Genomic DNA, 19082 nt, shown 5'->3' on the forward strand with positions numbered 1-19082 from the left:
CGTCCCCGAAACCGCAGGGTAATCCCCCGATCCGTCGGAGGCAGTTCGTGGAAGGATGACCGAACCGCCGAACCTACTCATATCGAGGAAACAAGGAGATGACCGCGTGCCTGGCACAAACCTGACCCGCGAAGAGGCTCAGCAGCGGGCGAAGCTGCTCAGCGTCGAGTCCTACGAGATCGATCTCGACCTCTCCGGCGCGCAGGAGGGCGGTACCTACCGGTCCGTGACCACGGTGCGCTTCGATGTCGCCGAGAACGGTGCCGAGTCGTTCATCGACCTGGTGGCCCCCACGGTCCACGAGGTCACGCTGAACGGCGACGCGCTCGACCCGGCGGAGGTCTTCGCGGACTCCCGTATCGCCCTGCCGGGCCTGCTGGAGGGCCGCAACATCCTGCGGGTCGTCGCCGACGCCGCCTACACCAACACCGGTGAGGGCCTGCACCGCTTCGTCGACCCGGTCGACCAGCAGGCCTACCTGTACACGCAGTTCGAGGTGCCGGACGCCCGCCGCGTCTTCGCCTCCTTCGAGCAGCCCGACCTGAAGGCCACCTTCCAGTTCACCGTGAAGGCGCCGACCGGCTGGACGGTCATCTCCAACTCCCCGACGCCGGAGCCGAAGGACGACGTCTGGGTCTTCGAGCCGACCCCGCGGATCTCCTCGTACATCACGGCCCTGATCGTCGGCCCGTACCACTCCGTGCACAGCGTGTACGAGAAGGACGGCCAGTCCGTGCCGCTGGGCATCTACTGCCGGCCCTCGCTCGCCGAACACCTCGACTCGGACGCCATCTTCGAGGTCACCCGGCAGGGCTTCGAGTGGTTCCAGGAGAAGTTCGACTACGCGTACCCGTTCAAGAAGTACGACCAGCTGTTCGTGCCGGAGTTCAACGCGGGCGCGATGGAGAACGCGGGTGCCGTCACCATCCGCGACCAGTACGTCTTCCGGTCCAAGGTGACCGACGCCGCGTACGAGATGCGCGCCGAGACCATCCTGCACGAGCTGGCCCACATGTGGTTCGGCGACCTCGTGACCATGGAGTGGTGGAACGACCTGTGGCTGAACGAGTCGTTCGCCACCTACACCTCCATCGCCTGCCAGGCGTACGCCCCGGAGAGCCGGTGGCCGCACTCCTGGACCACGTTCGCCAACTCGATGAAGACGTGGGCGTACCGTCAGGACCAGCTGCCGTCCACGCACCCGATCATGGCCGAGATCCGCGACCTGGACGACGTGCTGGTCAACTTCGACGGCATCACGTACGCCAAGGGCGCCTCCGTGCTCAAGCAGCTCGTCGCCTACGTGGGCGAGGACGAGTTCTTCGGCGGTGTGCAGGCGTACTTCAAGCGCCACGCGTTCGGCAACACCCGCCTGTCCGACCTGCTGGGCGCGCTGGAGGAGACCTCCGGCCGTGACCTCGGGACCTGGTCGCAGAAGTGGCTCCAGACGGCCGGCATCAACGTCCTGCGCCCGGAGATCGAGACCGACGGCAACGGTGTCATCACCTCCTTCGCCATCCGCCAGGAGGCCCCGGCGCTGCCCGCCGGCGCGAAGGGCGAGCCGACCCTGCGCCCGCACCGCATCGCCGTCGGCCTGTACGAGCTGGACGACGCCAGCGGCAAGCTGGTGCGCGACGAGCGCGTCGAGCTGGACGTCGACGGCGAGCTGACGGCCGTACCGCAGCTGGTCGGCAAGCGCCGCCCGGCGGTCGTGCTCCTCAACGACGACGACCTCTCGTACGCCAAGGTCCGCCTCGACGAGCAGTCGCTGGCCTTCGTGACCGAGCACCTGGGCGACTTCGAGTCGTCCCTGCCGCGCGCGCTGTGCTGGGCGTCGGCGTGGGACATGACGCGGGACGCCGAACTCGCGACTCGCGACTACCTCTCGCTGGTCCTCTCCGGCATCGGCAAGGAGTCCGACATCGGTGTCGTGCAGTCGCTGCACCGGCAGGTGAAGCTGGCGATCGAGCTGTACGCCGCCCCCACCGCCCGCGAGGCCCTGCTGGCCCGCTGGACCGACGCCACGCTGGCCCACCTCAGGTCCGCGGCGGCGGGCAGCGACCACCAGCTGGCGTGGGCGCGGGCGTTCGCGGCGACGGCCCGTACGCCGGAGCAGCTGGACCTCCTGGAGGGGCTGCTCGACGGGTCGCAGGTCGTCGAGGGCCTCGCCGTCGACACGGAGCTGCGCTGGGCGTTGGTGCAGCGGCTGGCCTCCGTGGGCCGCTACGACGAGTCGGAGATCACCGCCGAGTACGAGCGGGACAAGACCGCCGCCGGTGAGCGGCACGCGGCCACCGCCCGTGCCTCGCGGCCGACCGAGGAGGCCAAGGCGGAGGCCTGGGCGCAGGTCGTCGAGTCCGACAAGCTGCCCAACGCCGTGCAGGAGGCCGTCATCGGCGGGTTCGTGCAGACCGACCAGCGGGAGCTGCTCGCGCCGTACACGGAGCGGTACTTCGAGGTGGTCAAGGACATCTGGGCGTCCCGTTCGCACGAGATCGCCCAGCAGATCGCGGTCGGCCTCTACCCCTCGCTCCAGGTCTCCCAGGAGACCCTGGACAGGACGGACGCCTGGCTGGCCTCGGCCGAGCCGAACGCGGCCCTGCGCCGGCTCGTCTCCGAGTCCCGCGCGGGCGTGGAGCGGGCCCTGAAGGCCCAGGCGGCAGACGCGCAGGCGGCCCAGTAGGCCGACGGGAGGCGGGTGGCCGGGCGGGCCGGTCAGGCAGACCGGGCAGCCGACGGGAAGTCGGTGGGCTGGTGGGCCGGTGGGCCGGTGGGCCGGTGGGCCGGTGGGCCGGTGGGCCGGTGGGCCGGTGGGCCGGTGGGCCGGTGGGCCGGTGGGCCGGTGGGCCGGTGGGCTGGTGGGCCGGTGGGCCGGTGGGCCGACGGGAAGTCGGCACGGTCCGGCAGGAAGCCGGCGGTCCGGCGAGAAGCCGGTAGGCCGGCAGTCCGGCGGGAGGCGGTCGGTCCGGGTCAGCCGCCTCCCGCGCACACCAGCCGGGCGGTGTTCAGCATCGTCCGCACATGCAGACCGGTCTGCGCGGCCACCGGCACCCAGCGCAGGTCGTACGTCTTCTCCAGCTCCTGGCTCCACTCGCGCACCAGGTCGTCGAGGATCTCGGTGGCCCCCGGGTCGGTGCGGGCCAGGGCGCGGCTCGCCATCGCCGCCACCCTGAGCGGGATACGGCGGGCGGAGATCCCCCGGGTCGCGAAGTGGCCCTGGAACCGCCCGGGTTCCTCCGCCGCCCAGCTCGCGACGATCGACGGCGCCACGTCCAGGAGCTCCCGCGCGGCGTCCCCCAGCGGTGCCAGATCCTGCGGTACGGCCGTCTCCAGCCGTGTCCCGAGGACGGCCGCGAGTTCCGCGGTCCGGCCCAGCAGCACCTCCCCCAGCCGGGCGGCCTCGCGGTCCGGGTCGGTCACGGGCCGGGTGTCGCTCACCGAGGGCACGGCCCAGGCGGGGGTCTCGATCAGGGTGGTCAGGGTGCCGTGGCGGCGGGGGTGGAACCAGGTGCTCTCGGCGACATAGCCGCTCGGGTCGCGTTCGCCCCCGCCATGGCCGTCGGGCAGCACCAGGACACCGGGCGGGTCGAGCCGCCAGTCGGGGCCGTCTACGGGGTGCCGGTCGACGGGGACGCGCAGGTGCGCCGCCGTCCGCCGGAACGCCTCCGCGGCGCCGGGCACCTCCCGCGTCATCATCACGAACGCACCGCCGAACTCGATGCCGTGCAGGGTGAACTGGGCGACGGGCCGCAGCTCGTCGAGGAGCCGGACGAGCGCGGCCGACTCGGGCAGGGGTCTGCCGGGCGGCACGGGCAGGGACTCCGGCTGGCGGGCGAACGCGGGCCGGTAGAAGGAGCGGTGACACTCCGTCAGTGACGGCTCGGGCTGCTCCGGCTGCCAGCCGTGCGCCAGGTGGGCCCCGTCGGGGTCGAGGCAGAGCAGGAAGTGCCAGGTGCAGCCGAGGGGTTCGAGCAGGCGGGGCCGGCGGGCGAAGAGGGCGGCGAGCCGCAACGCCGAGGCGCCGCCCACCGGTTCGTTGGCGTGGGCGCCGGCCACCGCGAGGATGTGGCGGTCGCCGTGCCCGGCGGACAGCAGCCACAGCGGGCGCCCCGCCCGGCTCCGTCCGACCCGGCTCAACCGCAGCAGACCGGGGGCGGCGCGGACCAGCGTGCGGGCCCTTCGCTCCAGTTCGTCGACTGCCGGATAGAGCGAAGTCCGCACGCCGGTCCTCCCACGCTGGTGATCCGATCAAGCACCCTGGGAATTACTGTCCCCAGTGGTCTCTTTCTTGTCCAGCGGGCGAATCACGATCTTGACGGGCATGTCAGCTCCTCTCAGCTGCCGCCGTTGCCGCCGCTCTCCCCTGTGGTCTCCTTCTTGTCCAAGGGGCGGATCACGATCTTTGTCGGCATCTCAACACCTCGCCTCAGTACGGGATTTGACCTTTCCGAAGCGATCGCTGACCGCTCTTGTCAAGGCTGTGCCGAGGGAGTCAGAGTGTCAAGGAGGTGTACGTGTGACGGGTAGGGGGCCCTGATGACGGAGGCGGCGGCGGTGACGGTCGAGGCGTTCCGGCGGCCCCGGATCAAGCCCGAGCACCGCGCCTACCGCACGGTCGACGGCAACGTCCGCGTCGGCAGCGTGATCCACGGCATCGGCGCGGAGATCGCGGACCCGCAGGGCTGGGTGTGGACGCTCGTGGCGGCGATGGACGGGACACGGGGGCCCTCGGAGGTGGTCGCCGAGGTGCTGGGGGCGCACCCGGAGCTGTCCGGCGCGGACGCCCGCCAGGCGATGGCGGACCTGCTGGCCGCCGGTTTCGTGGACGACGCGGGGGCGCCCGTGCCGGTGCCGTCCCGCGAGGAGGACCGTTACAGCCGTGGCGTCCCGCTGCTCCGCTGGATGGACCTCTCCCCGCGCACCGGCCCCTGGGACGCCCAGCTCCGCCTGCGTGGGGCCCGGGTGCTCCTGATCGGTGTCGGCGGCACCGGCGGCCACGCGGCGCAGGCCCTGGTCGCGTCCGGCGTGGGCCACGTCCACTGCGTCGACCCGGACGTGGTCGAACTCTCCAACCTCAACCGCCAGCCCCTGTACCGCGAGTCCGACCTCGGCCGCCCCAAGGTGGAGGCGGCGGTGGCGACCCTGCGGGCACTGAACTCGGACGTGACGGTGACCGGCGAGCGGAGGGAGGTGCGGGGGCCCCAGGACCTGACAGATCTGGTGACCGCCGGAGGACCGGAGGATCCGCCTTCGCCGGTGGTCGCCGTCGGGCTGGACGCCCTGACAGATCAGATGACCGCCGACGGACCGAACACCCTGGCGAGGCAGGTGACCACCGACGGACCGGACGGCGACCGGACGGAGCAGGTGATCGCCGACGGGCCGGACGCCCCGACACAGCCGACGCCCGCCAGTGGGCCGGACGCCCCGGCACAGCCGACGACCGCCAGTGGGCCGGACGACCTGGCGGATCAGGCAACCGCCCACGACCCGGCCGACCGGGCGGACCCGATGACCGCCCATCGACGGGACCACCCGGCGGAGCTGACGGCCGCCGTTGGGCTGGACCGCCTGACGGATCCGGTGACCGCCTACGGGCCGAACGACCTGGCGAAGCAGGTGATCGCCGGAGGGCCGGACCACCCGGCACAGCCGACGACGGCCAGTGGGCCGGACCACCCGGCGCAACCGACGCCCCCCAGTGGGCCGGACGCCCCGGCGGAACAGCTGGCCGCCCATGACCCGGCCGACCGGGCGGACCCGATGACCGCCCATCGACGGGACCACCCGGCGGAGCTGGCGGCCGCCCGTCAACGGGACCACCCGGCGGAGCTGACGGCCGCCCACAGCAGGGACGACCCGGCGGAGGCCGCGGACGCCGAGCGGCCGGAGGGGCGCGCGGAGCCGGCGGACGCCGGTGGGCCGGGTTCCCCCGCCTACGACCTTCTCGTCCTCGCCGCCGACCGCCCCGACGACATCCGCCGTTGGGCCAACCGGGTGTGCCTGGCCGTCGGGTTGCCGTGGGTCGACGCCGGGTACCGGGGGCCCCTCGTGACCGCCGGGGTGTACGTGCCCGGGCAGGGCGCCTGCTGGGAGTGTCTGCGGGACGGCGAGATCGCCCGGCGCGACCTGCGGCTCGGCCCGGACCAGGACCCGGAGGTCGCCTCGCCCCGCATGCCGTGGAACCCGGCGAGCGCCGTCACCGCCGGACTCTCGGGCGCGCTGCTCGCCCACGCGGCCCTCGCCCTGCTGACCGGGGTCCCCGCGCTGGAGCCGGGTTTCCGCTTCGGGATGAACCTCATGCTCCCCGGCGATCCCGTCCACCGGCGCACCCCCCGCCGCCCGGACTGCCCGGCCTGCGGGGACCGTGCGTGAACCGGGTACGGCTGCATCCGCTGGACTCCCGCCCCGACGGCGACGAGTGGATCGTGGGCCGCAGGGCGACCGGCCGGTTCGTCGCCCTGCCCGAGGTGGGCAAGCAGGCCCTCGACCTGCTCGACGAGGGCCTGACCCCGGCCGAGGTCGGCGAACGGCTCCGCGTCCGCACCGGTGACGACATCGACGTACCGGACTTCGTCCAGGCCCTGCTGGACCTCGGGTTCGTCGCGGAGGTGGACGGCCGTGCGGTCGAGCAGGAGCCGCCGCCGGCACCGACGTTGGCATGGATACGGCCCCGTCATGTGCGCTGGCTGCTGAGTCCCGCCGTCCCGGCCGCGGTCCTCCTGCTGATCGCGGCCACCGTGCTCTCCCGGCCGCCCGTGCCGCTCGACTACCGCACGCTGCTGTGGAGTTCGCACGGCAGCGCGGTCCTCGCCCTCGGCGCGGGCGTCGGCTGGAGCCTGCTGCTGCTCCACGAGTGCGCCCACCTGCTGACGGCCCGCGCGACCGGCGTGGCGGGGCGGATGCGGCTCGGCACGCGGCTCCAGTTCCTGGTCATGCAGACGGACATCAGCGGGATCGAACTCGCCCCGCGCCGACACCGGTTGACCGCCTACCTCGCCGGCATCGCGACCAACCTGACGGCCGCTTCCCTGGCCGCCCTCGCCGCGGGTGCCACGACCGGCGCACCCCGGCGCGTGCTCGCCGCCGTGGCGCTGCTCGCCCTGCTCCCGCTGCCCTTCCAGCTCCTGGTCTTCATGCGGACCGACCTCTACTTCGTCCTCCAGGACCTCACCCGCTGCCGCGACCTGTTCGGGGACGGGGTGGCGTACACGAGGTACCGGGCCCGGCGTCTGCTGCGGCGCGGCGGGCGGGACCCGAGCCGCGCACTGCCCGCGCACGAACGGCGGGCCGTGCGCGCGTACAGCGTGGTGCTGGTCCTCGGCATCACGCTGTGCCTCGCGTTCTTCGCCGCCGTCACCCTGCCCGCGGACATCACGCTGTTCACCCGCGCCCTGGTCAAGTCGGCTGCCGGGCGGTCGGTTCGGGACCGGCTGGACGGGATCGCCGTCGTCGTCACGCTCGGCGGGCTGCACGCCCTGTGGCTGCGGACCTGGTGGCGCGGCCGCGGGCTCAGACGGACACCATCCCGCCCGTCGCGTTGACGAACGTGCCGGTGATGCCGCCCGCGTGGTCGGAGGCCAGGAACACCGCGGTGGCGGCGATCTCGGCGAGGGTGGGGTTGCGCCGGGTCATGCGCATCCCGGCGAGGTGGTCGACGATGCCCTGGACGGCACTCTCGTCGATCGCCGGGTTGACCGCGGAGAGCTTCTCCACGGTGAACGTCTCGGGCACCCCGGCCACCCACAGCCCGACCGCCCGCACCCCGCGCGGCCCCAGCTCGATCGCCAGGTTGCGCACGAGCGTGTCGATCGCCCCGTCCGCGGGCCCGGTGCCGCCCATCATCGGACTGCCGTGCGCGGAACCGCTGTTGAGGGCGAGGATCACACCGGAGCCGCGCGCGGCCATACGGCGTCCGGCGGCACGGGCGGTGATGAAGTTGGCGCGCAGACCGTCGGTGACCGGCCGCATGAAGTCGTCGACCGCCATGTCGGTGAGCGGCGCGCCCTGCACATCGCCGCGCGTGACCAGGTTGAAGGAGATGTCGATGGCGCCGACCCGGTCGGCGTGCGCCTCCACGGCCGCCTCGTCGAGCGCGTCCACGACGGCGACCTCGGCGTTCTTGATGTCGGCGGCCACCGCCTCCAGGGACTGCCGGGTGCGGCCGACGAGGTGGACCCTGGCGCCCTGCTCGGCGAGGGCACGGGCGACCGCGCCGCCGATGGATCCGCCGGCGCCGTAGACGATCGCGGTCTTGTCGGTGAGCAGCATGGTGATGTCTCCTCGGAAAGGGTTCGTGTGTGAGGCCCGGACATCCATGCAGACGTACGACTTCCCCGACGCTCATCGTCACAGCCGCAGGGGCAGCCCGAACGCGGGGAAGAGGTGCGGCTCGAAGGAGGTGATCTCCGCGATGCGGTCACCGTGACCCCGGTCCGCGAAGCGCAGGACGTCCAGGACCTGGGCCCGGTAGACGCTGGTCCCGGGCCTGCGGACGTAGTTCGCCGCCGCGAGCTGGCCGTTGGCCCGGGTGGGCAGGCTGCGCCAGTGCCCGAGGAACATCGGGGAGCCGGGATCGAGGCTGACCCGCACGAAGTCGATGATCGCGTCCCGGCCGGTGAACCAGAACGGGTTCGGCGGCATGGTGAGGATGACGTCCTCGGTGAGCAGCGTGGCCATCGCGTCGAAGTCGAGCCGTCCGACGGCCGCCATGTACCGGTCCAGTACGGCTTGTTGGTCCTGGGTGGGCACCGGAGCCCGCCAGTCGGAGCGTTCCCGGGGCAGGTGTTGGCGCAGGGCGGGCCGGGCCCGCTGGAGCGCGCTGTTGACGGAGGCCACGCTGGTCTCCAGGGCCTCGGCGGTCTCGGCCGCGGTCAGTCCGAGGGCGTCGCGCAGGACCAGTGCGGCCCGTTGACGCGGGGGCAGATGCTGGATCGCGGCGAGCAGGACGAGCTCCAGGGTCTCGCGGGAGACCGCGGCGGACTCGGGCTGCTCGTGCTCCTCGGTGAGGGGCATCTCGTCGTCGGGGTAGGGCTGGAGCCAGGTGATACGGGCGGGCGGCTCCCCGTCGCCGTGGTTCATCCCGGGCACCGGTTCGTACCGCTGAGGGCGGCGCGCGGTCCGGCGCAGCAGGTCCAGGCTGGTGTTGGTGGCGATCCGGTACAGCCAGGTCCGCGCGCTCGCCCGGCCCTGGAACCCGTCCCGCGCCCGCCAGGCCCGCAGGAAGGTCTCCTGCACCAGGTCCTCGGCCTCGTCGTAGGACCCCGTCATGCGGTAGCAGTGCACCTGGATCTCACGGCGGTACTGCTCGGTGAGGGCGGCGAAGTCGGTCTCGGTGAGGTGGGCGACGGGGGCGGGGCCGGCGGGTTGCGTCACGGGGGTGGCCGTGACGCAATCCCCGGAGTCCCGGACGGTGTCCCGTGCCGTACGGGCCACGCGCCTCAACTGCGCCACGGACGCGGCCAGTTCGCTGACGGTCGAGTAGAGGGCGTCCGCGGGCTGCGGTGCCAGCCGCCCCGCCTGCCGCCCGATGTCGTCGATGAGCCCCTGCACCGTGAGGCCCTGCGGCCGGCGGCGTTCCCGGTACGCCTTCTGCCGGCAGGCGGCGGAGCAGTAGACGGAGCCGCGGCCGGTGCGGCCGGCTCGCGCGGCGAGCGGGTTCCCGCACACCGCGCAGACTTCTGTGGCCATGTGCGCCTCCGGGAGTTTCGTAACGCGGTGTCGGAGTGACGCTACAGCGCCGTCGCGGTGCGCGCGCCCCTACCGGCGAAGCGTCGCGGACGCCAGGTCCGTGGTTCCGCGGGGATCCCGCTCGGCGGGACCGAACGCGGGCCGGGCGGGCGGCCGTACGCCCAACTGGCCCGCCACGGTCGCCCCGAAAGCCAGCGCCATGCCCGTGAGCTGGAGAGGTGTGAGCGTCTGTCCCAGCGCCGCCCAGCCGACGACCGCGGCGGTCAGGGGGGACAGCGGGCCGAGGAAGGTGACCTGGGTGGCGGTGAGGCGGCCGATGCCGCGGAACCAGAGCCAGTACGCCACCGCCGTGTTCGCCAGCGCGAGGTAGAGGTAGCCGCCGACCGCGGGCCCGTCGAGCGCGGGCGGGGCGCCCTCGGCGAGGAGGGCGAGCGGCGCGATCAGCAGACCGCCCGCGGTGAGCTGCCAGGCGGTGAGCGCGAGGGGGCCGACGCCGTCGGGGCGGCCCCAGCGCTTGGTCAGCACGGTACCGAGGGACATGGAGGCGGTGGCCGCGAGCGCCGCGAGGACACCGACGAGGTCGAGGGCCCCGGCCGCCTTGAGCACGACCAGGCTCACGCCGAACGCGGCCACGAGTCCGGTCAGCACGCTCCGGGCGGTGGGCCGCTGCCCCAGCAGCCCGGCCGACAGTCCGACGACGATCAGCGGCCCCACCGACCCGACCACGGCGGCCATCCCGCCCGGCAGCCGGTACGCCGACAGGAACAGCAGCGGGAAGAAGGCCCCGATGTTCAGCGCCCCGAGCACGGCCGCCTTCCCCCACCAGACGCCACGCGGCAGCACACGCGCGAGGGCGAGGAGCACGAGCCCGGCGGGCAGCGCCCGCATCATGCCGGTGAACAGGGGCCGGTCGGGCGGGAGGAACTCGGTGGTGACGGCGTAGGTGGTGCCCCAGGAGACGGGGGCGAGGGCGGTGAGCAGGATGGTGACGGGACGGTGGGCGGTCTGCGTTCTCATGGCTCCCCCTCGAGATCGGCTGTGCAAAAAGTAGCTTACTCCTAAGCTACTTTTCCGCAAGCCACTTTCCGCCGAGCTACTTTCTTCTCATCCACTTTCTTGCGGGCGAGCCGAGGCGTGCGGATACTCGGGGCATGAGTGCACAGCGCAAGGACGCCGTCGACGCGATCATCGACCAGTGGGCGGCCGTGCGGCCCGACCTCGACACCCGGGCCATGGAGGTCTTCGGGCGCGTCTACCGCCTCGCCCGCACCATGGGCGACCGCGTGGACAAGGTGTACGCCCCCTACGGCATCTCCCGCGGCGAGTTCGACGTCCTCGCCACCCTCCGCCGCGCCGGCGAGCCGTACACCCTCTCGCCCCGCCGGCTCTCCTCGACGCTGATGCTCACCACGGGCGGCATGACGGGCCGCCTCGACCGACTGGAGCGCGCCGGGCTCCTCCGCCGCTCCCCCGACCCCCACGACCGCCGAGGCCTCCAGGTCACCCTGACGGAGAAGGGCCTGAGCGTCATCGACGAGGCGGTCGGAGCGGGCCTCGCCGCCCAGACACAGGCCCTGTCCGCCCTCGACGACGAACAGGCCGGCCAACTGGCCGACCTGTTGCGGAAGTTGCTGGAGGGGACGCAGAACTCCGGGGAGTGACGACGGAACTCAGCCGACGTGGCCGGCGAGTGCCGCCTCGATGTCCGCCGGCGTCGCCTCCTCCTTCGCCCACCCCACGTATCCGTCGGGCCGCACCAGTACGGTCGTACGCCGTCCGCTCGCCCAGCGTTCCACGGCGAGGCGGTCCTTGCGGGGGCCCGGGTCGAGGGAGGGGGCGGGGGTGATCAGGACGAACCTGCCGCCGCGCAGGGACTCGTGGAGGCGGCCGCCGTCCGCGAGGGCCACGTCGGGGACCCGGGTGCCCGTCAGGGGGTGGGCGGAGCGCGGGGCGGCGTACTTGTAGCCGATTCCGGTGAGTTGGCCGAGCATTCTGCGGCGGGCCGGGCCGACGTGGTCGAGGACGGTGGTGAGCGCGGCGCGCAGGGCCAGCTCCCAGGGGCGCCTGGCCATCGCGAGGCGGACGATGCCGCCGCTGCTGCGGAGCACGGCCCTGCCGACGGGGTGGCGTTCGCACTGGTAGCTGTCCAGGAGGTCGGGGCCCGCGTGCCCGCCCGTCACCTGGGCCAGCTTCCAGCTCAGGTTCGCCGCGTCCTGGAGCCCGGTGTTCATGCCCTGACCGCCGGCCGGGGTGTGGACGTGGGCGGCGTCGCCGGCCAGGAAGACCCGGCCCACCCGGTAGGCGGGGGCCTGGCGTTCGTCGCTGTGGAAGCGGGACATCCAGCGGGCGTCGTGCATCCCGAAGTCCCGGCCCAGGGCGAGCCGGGCGACCTCCTTGATCTCGTCGAGGTCGAGGGGCTCGCTGTCGGCGACGTCACGGGCGCGGTTCCAGGCGATGACCCGGTGGTAGCCGTCGCCGAAGGGGGCGATGAAGGCGAAGGCGTCTCCCACGGCGTTGACGGTGAGCAGGGTCTCGGGCTGCTCGGCGAGGCGGACGTCCGCCAGGACCACCGAACGGATCACCGAGTGACCGGGGAAGGGCAGCCCGATCGCGTCGCGCACGGTGCTGCGCATGCCGTCGGCGCCCACGACGTACTCGGCGCGCAGGGACTCCGTGACACCGTCCGGTCCCTCGACCCGCACCGTCACGCCGTTCTCGTCCTGGGACAGGCCCGTCACCCCGGTCTCGTACCGGAAGTCGACGCCCGCTTCCACCGCCCGCCGCTCCAGGGCCTTCTCGACCTCGTACTGCGGCAGGACCAGGAGGTGGTGGAAACGGGAGGGGAGGTCCTCCAGGCCGATGGTCAGGCTGCCGAACAGCCGGAGTCGGTCCAGACGCTGCCCCACCGCCTCCAGACCGTCGGCGAGACCGCGGGCGTCGAGCTGCTCCAGGGTGCGGGCGTGCAGGACGAAGGCCCGGGAGAGGTTGCTGATCCGGTGCGGCCGCTTCTCGACGACGGTGACGGGGACGCCGGCGGTGGCCAGGTCACCGGCCAGCAGCAGGCCGGTGGGGCCGGAGCCGACGACGATCACGGGGGTGCGGTTCATGAGGACCTCCTGTCGCTCATTACGCCAACGCTTGTTGGCCAACGCTCGTTGACCAACGTAGCCGCACCTCTCCCGCGCGGTCAACACTTGTTGGCCCACAACCGTTGGCATACGATCTCCGGCATGAACGAAACCCCCCGCCGCCGCTCCGACGAGACCCGCGACGCGATCCTCGCCGCGGCCCGCGAGCGTTTCGCCGCCGACGGCTACGAGCGGGCCACCATCCGCGCCATCGCCAAGGACGCGCACATCGACCCGTCCATGGTGATGCGCTACTACGGCAACAAGGAGGGCCTGTTCGCGGCGGCCGTCTCCGTCGACCTGAGGCTGCCGGACACCGGCTCACTACCCCGGCACGACATCGGCCGCGCCCTCGTGTCGCGCTTCCTTGACCTGTGGGAGGAGAACGAGGTGCTGACCGCGCTGCTGCGGGTCGGCGCGACCAATCAGGCGGGGGCCGAGCGGATGCAGGGCATCTTCGGGGAGCAGGTGCTGCCGGTGGCCCTGCGGGTGTGTCCGGGCCCGGAGCAGGCTCCCGCGCGGGCCGCGCTGGCCGCCACGCAGCTGCTGGGGCTCGCGCTGACCCGGTACGTCCTGCGGTTCCCGCCGACCGTGGCGCTGGCCCGCGAGGAGATCGTCGCGTGGCTCGCGCCCACGGTGCAGCGGTACCTCACCGCGCCGAGCCCCTGACCCGCCCGCGCGATGCACAGGGGCGCCGGCCTCGCCCACGTACGGCTGACGCGCGTGCGTGCGGCGGGGCCGGCGCCCCTGGAGTCGAGGTCGGTGCCCCGGAAAGCCGGGGTCAGTGCCCCGGCAAAGGTAATGTCAGGCCTTGGAGCCGGCCTTGGCCTCGGCCCCGGCGGGCTTGGTCCGGATGTTGCGGCTGGTCACCCGGTGCTCTTCCTTGGACTTGTCCAGGACCATCACCAGGCCGGCGATGACCGCGAACAGCACGATCGGGGCCACGACGAACAGTCCCAGCGTCTCGATGACGCTCAGGCCCGTGCCGGGGTCGTCACCGTCGTCGCGGTTCAGCGCGGAGGCGGGGGACGACATGAGCAGCATCATCAGCGTCGTACCGGCCACCAGGGCGCCGGCGCGCAGGGCGTTCTTCTTGTCCACGGAGTCAAAGTATCCAACGGCGGTTCGGGCCGCGCGTCCGGGGTGCCGTATGAGGCGCCCGCAGCATCCCTACGGCGCCCGCAGCACCTCCACCAGCGCGTGCAGCCGGGCGGACCCCGCCAGGTCCTCCAGCGTCACCGCCCGCCCCTCCCCGTCCGCGATCGGCAGCCGCCAGTTCGGGTACTGGTCCCACGTGCCCGGCAGGTTCTGCGGGCGGCGGTCCCCCACCGCGTCCGGCAGCCAGACCCCCACCATGCGGGCCGGGGTGTTCAGCAGGTACCGGTGCACGGCCTGGATCTGCGCCTCCTCGGAGGAGGGGTCGGCACCGCCGCCCGTGCCGTGCAGCAGTCCGAGCCGGGCCAGCAGCTCCAGCCACTCCCCCGTGTCCGCCGCGGCCTCCGCGCGCTCCTCGTCCAGCGGCCGGGTCAGCAGACCGAGGCTGTCGCGGAGTTCGACATGTTCGCCGGTGAGGCGGGAGGCGGTGGGCGGCAGGTCGTGCGTGGTCGCCGTCGCCAGGCAGTCGGCGCGCCAGCGCTCGGGCGGCAGCGGGCGTCCGTCGCCCTCCCAGTCCCGCTCGAACCACAGCACCGACGTCCCCAGCACCCCCCGCTCCCGCAGCGCCTCCCGCACCCCGGGTTCGACCGTGCCGAGGTCCTCGCCGATGACCACCGCCCCGGCCCGCGAGGCCTCCAGGACGAGCACGGCGAGCATGGCCTCCGCGTCGTAGCGGACGTAGGTGCCCTCGGTCGGCGGGTGCCCCTGCGGGACCCACCACAGCCGGAACAGGCCCATGACGTGGTCGATGCGCAGCGCGCCCGCGTACCGGAAGAGGGCCCGCAGCAGCTGCCGGTACGGCGCGTAGCCGGACTCCGCGAGCCGGTCAGGGCGCCACGGCGGCAGCCCCCAGTCCTGGCCGCGGGCGTTGAAGGCGTCCGGGGGCGCTCCCACGGACATCCCGGCCGCGAAGTACGCCTGCTGGGCCCACGCGTCCGCGCCCTCGGGATGGACACCCACCGCGAGGTCGTGCACGACGCCCAGCGGCATCCCCGCCTCCCGCGCGGTGCGCTGCGCGGCACCGAGCTGGCTCTCGGTGAGCCAGGCGAGGCGGCAGTGGAAGTCGACGCGGTCCATCAGCTCACGGCGGGCGCGGGCCGTCTCGGCGGATCGCGGGTCGCGCAGGCCGGGGGGCCAGCCGCGCCAGTCCGAGCCGTGCGCCTCGGCCAGCGCGCACCAGGTCGCGTGGTCCTCCAGGGCCTGGCCGCCCTCGGCGAGATAGTCGGCGTAGGCGGCGCGGCGGCCGGGTCCGAGCGGGACCTCGCGGACGAGTTCGAGGGCCTCCCGCTTCAGTTCCCACACCGCGTCCCGGTCGATCAGCGCGCCTTTCTCCAGCACGGACTCGCGCAGCCGCTCGGCCCGCTCGCGCAGGGTCCGCAGCCGGTCCGGGTCCGTGACGTGGGCGTACTCGGGGATGTCCTCGATCCGCAGGTGCACCGGGTCGGGGAAGCGGCGCGAGGACGGGCGGTAGGGGGACGGGTCGGTGGGGGCGCCGGGCACGGCCGCGTGCAGCGGGTTGACCTGGACGAAGCCGGCGCCGAGGGCGCGCCCGGCCCAGGAGGTCAGTTCGGCGAGGTCGCCGAGGTCGCCCATGCCCCAGGAGCGCCGGGAGAGCAGGGAGTAGAGCTGGACGAGGATTCCGTACGACCGCCCGGGGGGTGCCGGCAGCCGCGGCGGGGCCACGATCAGGTGTGCGTCGCCGGTGCGGCCGTCGGGGGCGGTGGCGGTCAACCGGTGGACACCGGGCGGGAGTCGGTCGGCGGAGGCGCGGGTCTCGCCCTGTTCGGTGGTGATGCGCAGCCGGGTGCCCTCGGGCAGGTCGGCGACGAAGGCGGGCGGGCTGCCGCTCCAGCACACCACCGTCGGCGGCAGCAGGCGCGCGCGCAGCTCGCGCTCCCGGGCGGCGAGCGCGGCGGCCGGATCGCCCGCGTCGACCCCGAGGGCGGCCAGGGCCAGGGTGACGGCGGTGGCGGAGGCGGCGACCGTACGGTCCGGGGCGGGCTGGTAGGAGGTGGCGACGCCGTAGGACTCGGCCAGCCGCGACAACTCCGGACCGGGGGGCGCCACCATCTACGGCTCCAGGTAAGCGTCGGACTCGCTGGTCAGGGAGGCGGTGTCGGCGAGCGGCGGCTCGCTGGTGAGGGGCTGCTCGGCGTCGGGCAGGGGCGGTTCGCTGGTGAGGGGGGTCTCGGTGCAGGCGCCCTCGGCGCTGAAGACACAGAAGTGCTCAGCGGGCGCCTCGGGTTTGGACAGGGCCGGGAGCAGAAGGGGTGCCGATGCGGCCACGGGGGCCTCCTTGTCGAGTACGACGACGGGGGTTACCGCAGCCCTACCCACAGGACGCGACGGCAGACGTGCGAGAGGGGAGAACGTGCTGTTCGTCATGTTCCGCGTCCCGGCCGCTTCCGTCCACTGATCGCTGTGCACTGATCACTATTCACTCAGTACATGTACGTGGTGCATACTGATCACCATGAGCACCCGCCACATCCTGCTGGGGCTGCTCGCCGGAGGGCCGAGCCATGGCTACGACCTCAAGCGACGCCACGACGACCGTTTCCCCGAGGCCCGTCCGCTGGCCTACGGGCAGGTCTACACGACCCTCCAGCGCCTGGTCCGCGACGGACTCGCCGAGGTCGAGGGCACCGACTCCGACGGCGGCCCCGAGCGCACCAGGTACCGCTCCACGGAGGCGGGCGCACGGGAACTGGCCGAGTGGGCCGGGCAGATCGCCCCGCCCGCGCCCTTCGTGACCAACGAGATCTTCGCCAAGGTCGTCGTCTCGATCCTGTCCGGCGGCGACCCGGACGCCTATCTCCGGGCCCAGCGCGCCGCCCACATGGCGCGGATGCGGGAGCTCACGGCGGTCAAGACCGCCCAGGGGGCCGACCTCGCGACCGTGCTCTCGGCGGACTACGCCCTCAACCACCTCGACGCCGACCTCCGCTGGATGACCACCACGGCGGCCCGGCTCACCTCACTGACCGCGGAGGTCGACTCAGCATGAGCAACCCAGAGCCGCTGCTCGCGGCCCGCGACCTCGTGAAGACGTACGGCAGGTCACCGGCCCTGCGCGGCGCCTCGGTCCACCTGGACGCCGGCGAGATCCTCGCCGTCACCGGCACCAGCGGCAGTGGGAAGTCGACGCTGCTGCACTGCCTGGCCGGGATCGTCCGGCCGGACGCCGGTGCGGTGTCCTACGGCGGTGAGCGCCTCGACGCGCTGCCCGAGAAGCGGCTGAGCGAGCTGCGCCGTACGGAGTTCGGCGTGGTCTTCCAGTTCGGGCAGCTGATCCCCGAGCTGACGGCGCTCGACAATGTCGCGCTGCCGCTGCTCCTTGCGGGCCTCTCCCGCGCCGACGCCCACACGCGGGCCGGCGCGTGGCTGGAGCGGTTCGGGGTGCGCGGCCAGGCCGGGCTGCGACCTGGCGAGATGAGCGGCGGGCAGGCCCAGCGGACCGCGCTGGCCCGGGCCCTGATCACCGGCCCGAAGGTCGTCTTCGCCGACGAGCCGACCGGCGCGCTGGACTCCCTGGCGAGCGAGCAGGTCATGACGGCCCTGGTCCACACGGCCCGCGAGTCGGGCACGGCGGTCCTGCTGATCACGCACGACGCCCAGGTGGCGGCGTACGCGGACCGCGAGGTGCGGATGGGCGACGGGGCCGTCGTACCGGTGGGGGTGACGGCGTGAGGACGCTGCGGCGGGATCTGCGGACGGCCTGGCTGCTCACCCGCGGGTCCGACCGGCGGGAGTGGTGGCGGATCGGGCTCACGGCCGTCGGGGCGATGCTCGCGACCGGCATCGGGGCGGCGGTCGTCGCGCTGAACTCCTTGGACGGGTACTACTCGGTGTCCTTCGGGGCGGGACTGCTGAACTCGGCGGGCGACCGGCGGAACGTGAGCGTCGTCCTGGCGCTGCTGCTGATCCCGGTGCTCGGCTTCGTCGGGCAGTGCGCGCGCCTCGGCGCGGTGCACCGGGACCGGCGGCTGGCCGCGCTGCGGCTGGCGGGCGCCGACCCGGGGCAGGTGCGGCGGATCGCGGCGCTGGAGTCGGGGCCGGCGTGCCTGGCGGGTTCGGCGGTGACCACGGCCCTGTACGCACCGCTGCTGCTGCGGCTGTGGGAGCGGCCGCCCGCCCTCGTCTGGGCCGGTGTCGGCCTGGTCGCCGTGGCCGTCCCGGTACTGGGCGCCGCGGTGAGCGCGCTGTCGCTGCGGCGGGTGGTGGCCTCGCCGCTGGGCTGGGTCCGGCGCACCCGGCCGGTGTGGGGTCCGGGGCGGACCCTGCGGGTGGTGACCGTGCTGCTCGGGGTCACGGCCCTGCTCGTCGTCGTGTGGTCGTTCACGGGCGGTCCCGTCGAGGTGGCCCTCGGCCCGGCGGCCCTGTTCGCCGTCGTCCTGGTCGTGGGGTGCGCGACGGTCTCCCTGGCCGGTACGGCGGCCCGGCGGCTGGGCGGGGTGCTCGCCGCCCGCGCCCAGAGCCCGGCGGTGCTGATCGCGGCGGAACGGCTGCGGGACGACCCGTGGGCGGCGGCGCGTACGCATGCCGCGGTGCTGCTGGTGACGGTCGTCGGCTCGGGCTTCGTGGGCGTGCGGCAGGTGCTGCTCGCGGTCCTGCGCGACAGGCGCCGGGAGGGGACTCTGGCGGCGGACGTGGAGTACTACACGACCGGCATCGACCTGACGGCCGCCGCGATCCTGGTGGCCCTCGCACTGGTCCTCACGGGGCTGGCCGTCGGCACCGTGGAGTCCCTGGCCACCCGGCGCCGGGGCCTGGCCGCGCAGGTCGCCGCGGGGGTGCCGCACCGGGTGCTGGCCAGGGCGCTGCTCCTGGAGACCGCGCTGCCGCTCGCCCCGGCGATCGTGCTCGCGGGATGCGGCGGCATGGCGATCAGCGCCTGGTACGCCTCGCCGGCCGCACGGCACACCCCGACAGCCCTGCCGTACGACGCCCTGCTGGTGCCCGTCGCGGTGTACGCGGCCTGCCTCCTGGCCGCCGCCACCTCGCTGCCCCTCCTGCGGCGCTCCCTGCGCCCCGCGGAGCTCCGGCACACCTGACCGCGCAGCCGTCCGGCCCCGGAGGAACAGGGGACCTCCGGGGCCGGATCCGTAC

Annotated in this window: 15 protein-coding genes and 2 pseudogenes; 9 read left to right on the forward strand and 8 right to left on the reverse strand. The window is 73.7% G+C overall.

Annotated features, from left to right (window positions below; all coding sequences use genetic code 11):
* Positions 1-106 precede the first annotated feature (106 nt).
* Positions 107-2683 carry an aminopeptidase N gene (pepN, locus tag M2163_RS19815; protein ID WP_280851475.1) on the forward strand — a complete coding sequence of 859 codons (2577 nt, stop codon included), beginning with the start codon at positions 107-109 and terminating at the stop codon, positions 2681-2683.
* A 287-nt stretch (positions 2684-2970) separates the two neighbouring features.
* Here pepN and M2163_RS19820 read toward each other — a convergent pair whose 3' ends face one another.
* On the reverse strand, positions 2971-4221 hold the full coding sequence (locus M2163_RS19820; RefSeq protein ID WP_280851474.1) for a M14 family zinc carboxypeptidase: 1251 nt from the start codon (positions 4219-4221) through the stop codon (positions 2971-2973).
* 681 nt (positions 4222-4902) lie between these two features.
* On the opposite strand from M2163_RS19820, the pseudogene M2163_RS19825 reads away from it, so the two are divergent.
* The 3 genes and pseudogenes from M2163_RS19825 to M2163_RS19835 form a co-directional block, all read left to right on the forward strand.
* Positions 4903-5208 (forward strand): annotated as a pseudogene (locus M2163_RS19825) (ThiF family adenylyltransferase); the annotation flags it as partial.
* Between the two features lie 720 nt (positions 5209-5928).
* A pseudogene (locus M2163_RS19830) lies at positions 5929-6375 on the forward strand (ThiF family adenylyltransferase); the annotation flags it as partial.
* Positions 6372-7544 carry a hypothetical protein gene (locus M2163_RS19835; protein WP_280894596.1) on the forward strand — a complete coding sequence of 391 codons (1173 nt, stop codon included), beginning with the start codon at positions 6372-6374 and terminating at the stop codon, positions 7542-7544. The pseudogene M2163_RS19830 and the gene M2163_RS19835, both read left to right, overlap by 4 nt.
* On the opposite strand, the gene M2163_RS19840 is transcribed toward M2163_RS19835, so the two are convergent.
* The 3 genes from M2163_RS19840 to M2163_RS19850 all read right to left on the reverse strand — a co-directional run bounded on the left by M2163_RS19840 (position 7513) and on the right by M2163_RS19850 (position 10707).
* Complete coding sequence (locus tag M2163_RS19840) at positions 7513-8271, reverse strand: SDR family oxidoreductase (protein ID WP_280894597.1); 759 nt, start codon at positions 8269-8271, stop codon at positions 7513-7515. The genes M2163_RS19835 and M2163_RS19840 overlap by 32 nt on opposite strands.
* A gap of 78 nt (positions 8272-8349) precedes the next feature.
* On the reverse strand, positions 8350-9690 hold the full coding sequence (locus M2163_RS19845; protein ID WP_280851472.1) for a sigma-70 family RNA polymerase sigma factor: 1341 nt from the start codon (positions 9688-9690) through the stop codon (positions 8350-8352).
* Positions 9691-9759: 69 nt separating this feature from the next.
* Positions 9760-10707, reverse strand: coding sequence for an EamA family transporter (locus M2163_RS19850; RefSeq protein ID WP_280894598.1), 948 nt, complete (start codon positions 10705-10707; stop codon positions 9760-9762).
* A gap of 134 nt (positions 10708-10841) precedes the next feature.
* Here M2163_RS19850 and M2163_RS19855 point away from each other — a divergent pair, with 134 nt between their 5' ends.
* Positions 10842-11351, forward strand: coding sequence for a MarR family transcriptional regulator (locus tag M2163_RS19855; RefSeq protein WP_280851470.1), 510 nt, complete (start codon positions 10842-10844; stop codon positions 11349-11351).
* 9 nt (positions 11352-11360) lie between these two features.
* Here the strand turns inward: M2163_RS19855 and M2163_RS19860 are convergent, their stop codons facing one another.
* Complete coding sequence (locus M2163_RS19860) at positions 11361-12797, reverse strand: FAD-dependent monooxygenase (protein WP_280851469.1); 1437 nt, start codon at positions 12795-12797, stop codon at positions 11361-11363.
* 123 nt (positions 12798-12920) lie between these two features.
* Between M2163_RS19860 and M2163_RS19865 the strand changes: the two genes are divergently transcribed.
* Entirely contained in the window at positions 12921-13487 is a 567-nt protein-coding gene (locus M2163_RS19865; protein WP_280894599.1) for a TetR family transcriptional regulator, read from the forward strand.
* A 135-nt stretch (positions 13488-13622) separates the two neighbouring features.
* Here M2163_RS19865 and M2163_RS19870 read toward each other — a convergent pair whose 3' ends face one another.
* The 3 genes from M2163_RS19870 to M2163_RS19880 all read right to left on the reverse strand — a co-directional run bounded on the left by M2163_RS19870 (position 13623) and on the right by M2163_RS19880 (position 16259).
* Complete coding sequence (locus M2163_RS19870; protein WP_280851467.1) at positions 13623-13919, reverse strand: hypothetical protein; 297 nt, start codon at positions 13917-13919, stop codon at positions 13623-13625.
* Between the two features lie 69 nt (positions 13920-13988).
* On the reverse strand, positions 13989-16043 hold the full coding sequence (malQ, locus tag M2163_RS19875; RefSeq protein ID WP_280851466.1) for a 4-alpha-glucanotransferase: 2055 nt from the start codon (positions 16041-16043) through the stop codon (positions 13989-13991).
* A complete protein-coding gene (locus tag M2163_RS19880) occupies positions 16044-16259 on the reverse strand; it encodes a hypothetical protein (RefSeq protein WP_280851465.1) in 216 nt (71 codons plus the stop codon). It abuts the gene before it with no gap.
* 187 nt (positions 16260-16446) lie between these two features.
* Here M2163_RS19880 and M2163_RS19885 point away from each other — a divergent pair, with 187 nt between their 5' ends.
* Genes M2163_RS19885 through M2163_RS19895 form a run of 3 tightly spaced genes read left to right on the forward strand, consistent with a single transcriptional unit; the run spans position 16447 to position 19027 of the window.
* Positions 16447-16980, forward strand: a complete 534-nt coding sequence (locus M2163_RS19885; protein WP_280851464.1) for a PadR family transcriptional regulator — start codon at positions 16447-16449, stop codon at positions 16978-16980.
* A complete protein-coding gene (locus M2163_RS19890; RefSeq protein WP_280851463.1) occupies positions 16977-17663 on the forward strand; it encodes an ABC transporter ATP-binding protein in 687 nt (228 codons plus the stop codon). The genes M2163_RS19885 and M2163_RS19890 overlap by 4 nt, the downstream gene beginning before the upstream one ends.
* Positions 17660-19027, forward strand: coding sequence for an ABC transporter permease (locus tag M2163_RS19895; RefSeq protein WP_280894600.1), 1368 nt, complete (start codon positions 17660-17662; stop codon positions 19025-19027). Before M2163_RS19890 ends, M2163_RS19895 begins: the two co-directional genes overlap by 4 nt.
* Positions 19028-19082 lie beyond the last annotated feature (55 nt).

Origin of the sequence: Streptomyces sp. SAI-135 (genome assembly GCF_029893805.1) — a bacterium.
In the GTDB taxonomy this organism is placed as follows: Bacteria; Actinomycetota; Actinomycetes; order Streptomycetales; family Streptomycetaceae; genus Streptomyces.

Bases quoted from the DNA above. Each gene is read 5' to 3' on its own strand.
- M2163_RS19885 (WP_280851464.1), top strand. From the start codon at position 16,447: ATGAGCACCCGCCACATCCTGCTGGGGCTGCTCGCCGGAGGGCCGAGC.
- malQ (WP_280851466.1), bottom strand. From the start codon at position 16,043: ATGGTGGCGCCCCCCGGTCCGGAGTTGTCGCGGCTGGCCGAGTCCTAC.
- M2163_RS19855 (WP_280851470.1), top strand. From the start codon at position 10,842: ATGAGTGCACAGCGCAAGGACGCCGTCGACGCGATCATCGACCAGTGG.
- M2163_RS19850 (WP_280894598.1), bottom strand. From the start codon at position 10,707: ATGAGAACGCAGACCGCCCACCGTCCCGTCACCATCCTGCTCACCGCC.
- M2163_RS19865 (WP_280894599.1), top strand. From the start codon at position 12,921: ATGAACGAAACCCCCCGCCGCCGCTCCGACGAGACCCGCGACGCGATC.
- M2163_RS19840 (WP_280894597.1), bottom strand. From the start codon at position 8,271: ATGCTGCTCACCGACAAGACCGCGATCGTCTACGGCGCCGGCGGATCC.
- M2163_RS19860 (WP_280851469.1), bottom strand. From the start codon at position 12,797: ATGAACCGCACCCCCGTGATCGTCGTCGGCTCCGGCCCCACCGGCCTG.
- M2163_RS19890 (WP_280851463.1), top strand. From the start codon at position 16,977: ATGAGCAACCCAGAGCCGCTGCTCGCGGCCCGCGACCTCGTGAAGACG.
- M2163_RS19845 (WP_280851472.1), bottom strand. From the start codon at position 9,690: ATGGCCACAGAAGTCTGCGCGGTGTGCGGGAACCCGCTCGCCGCGCGA.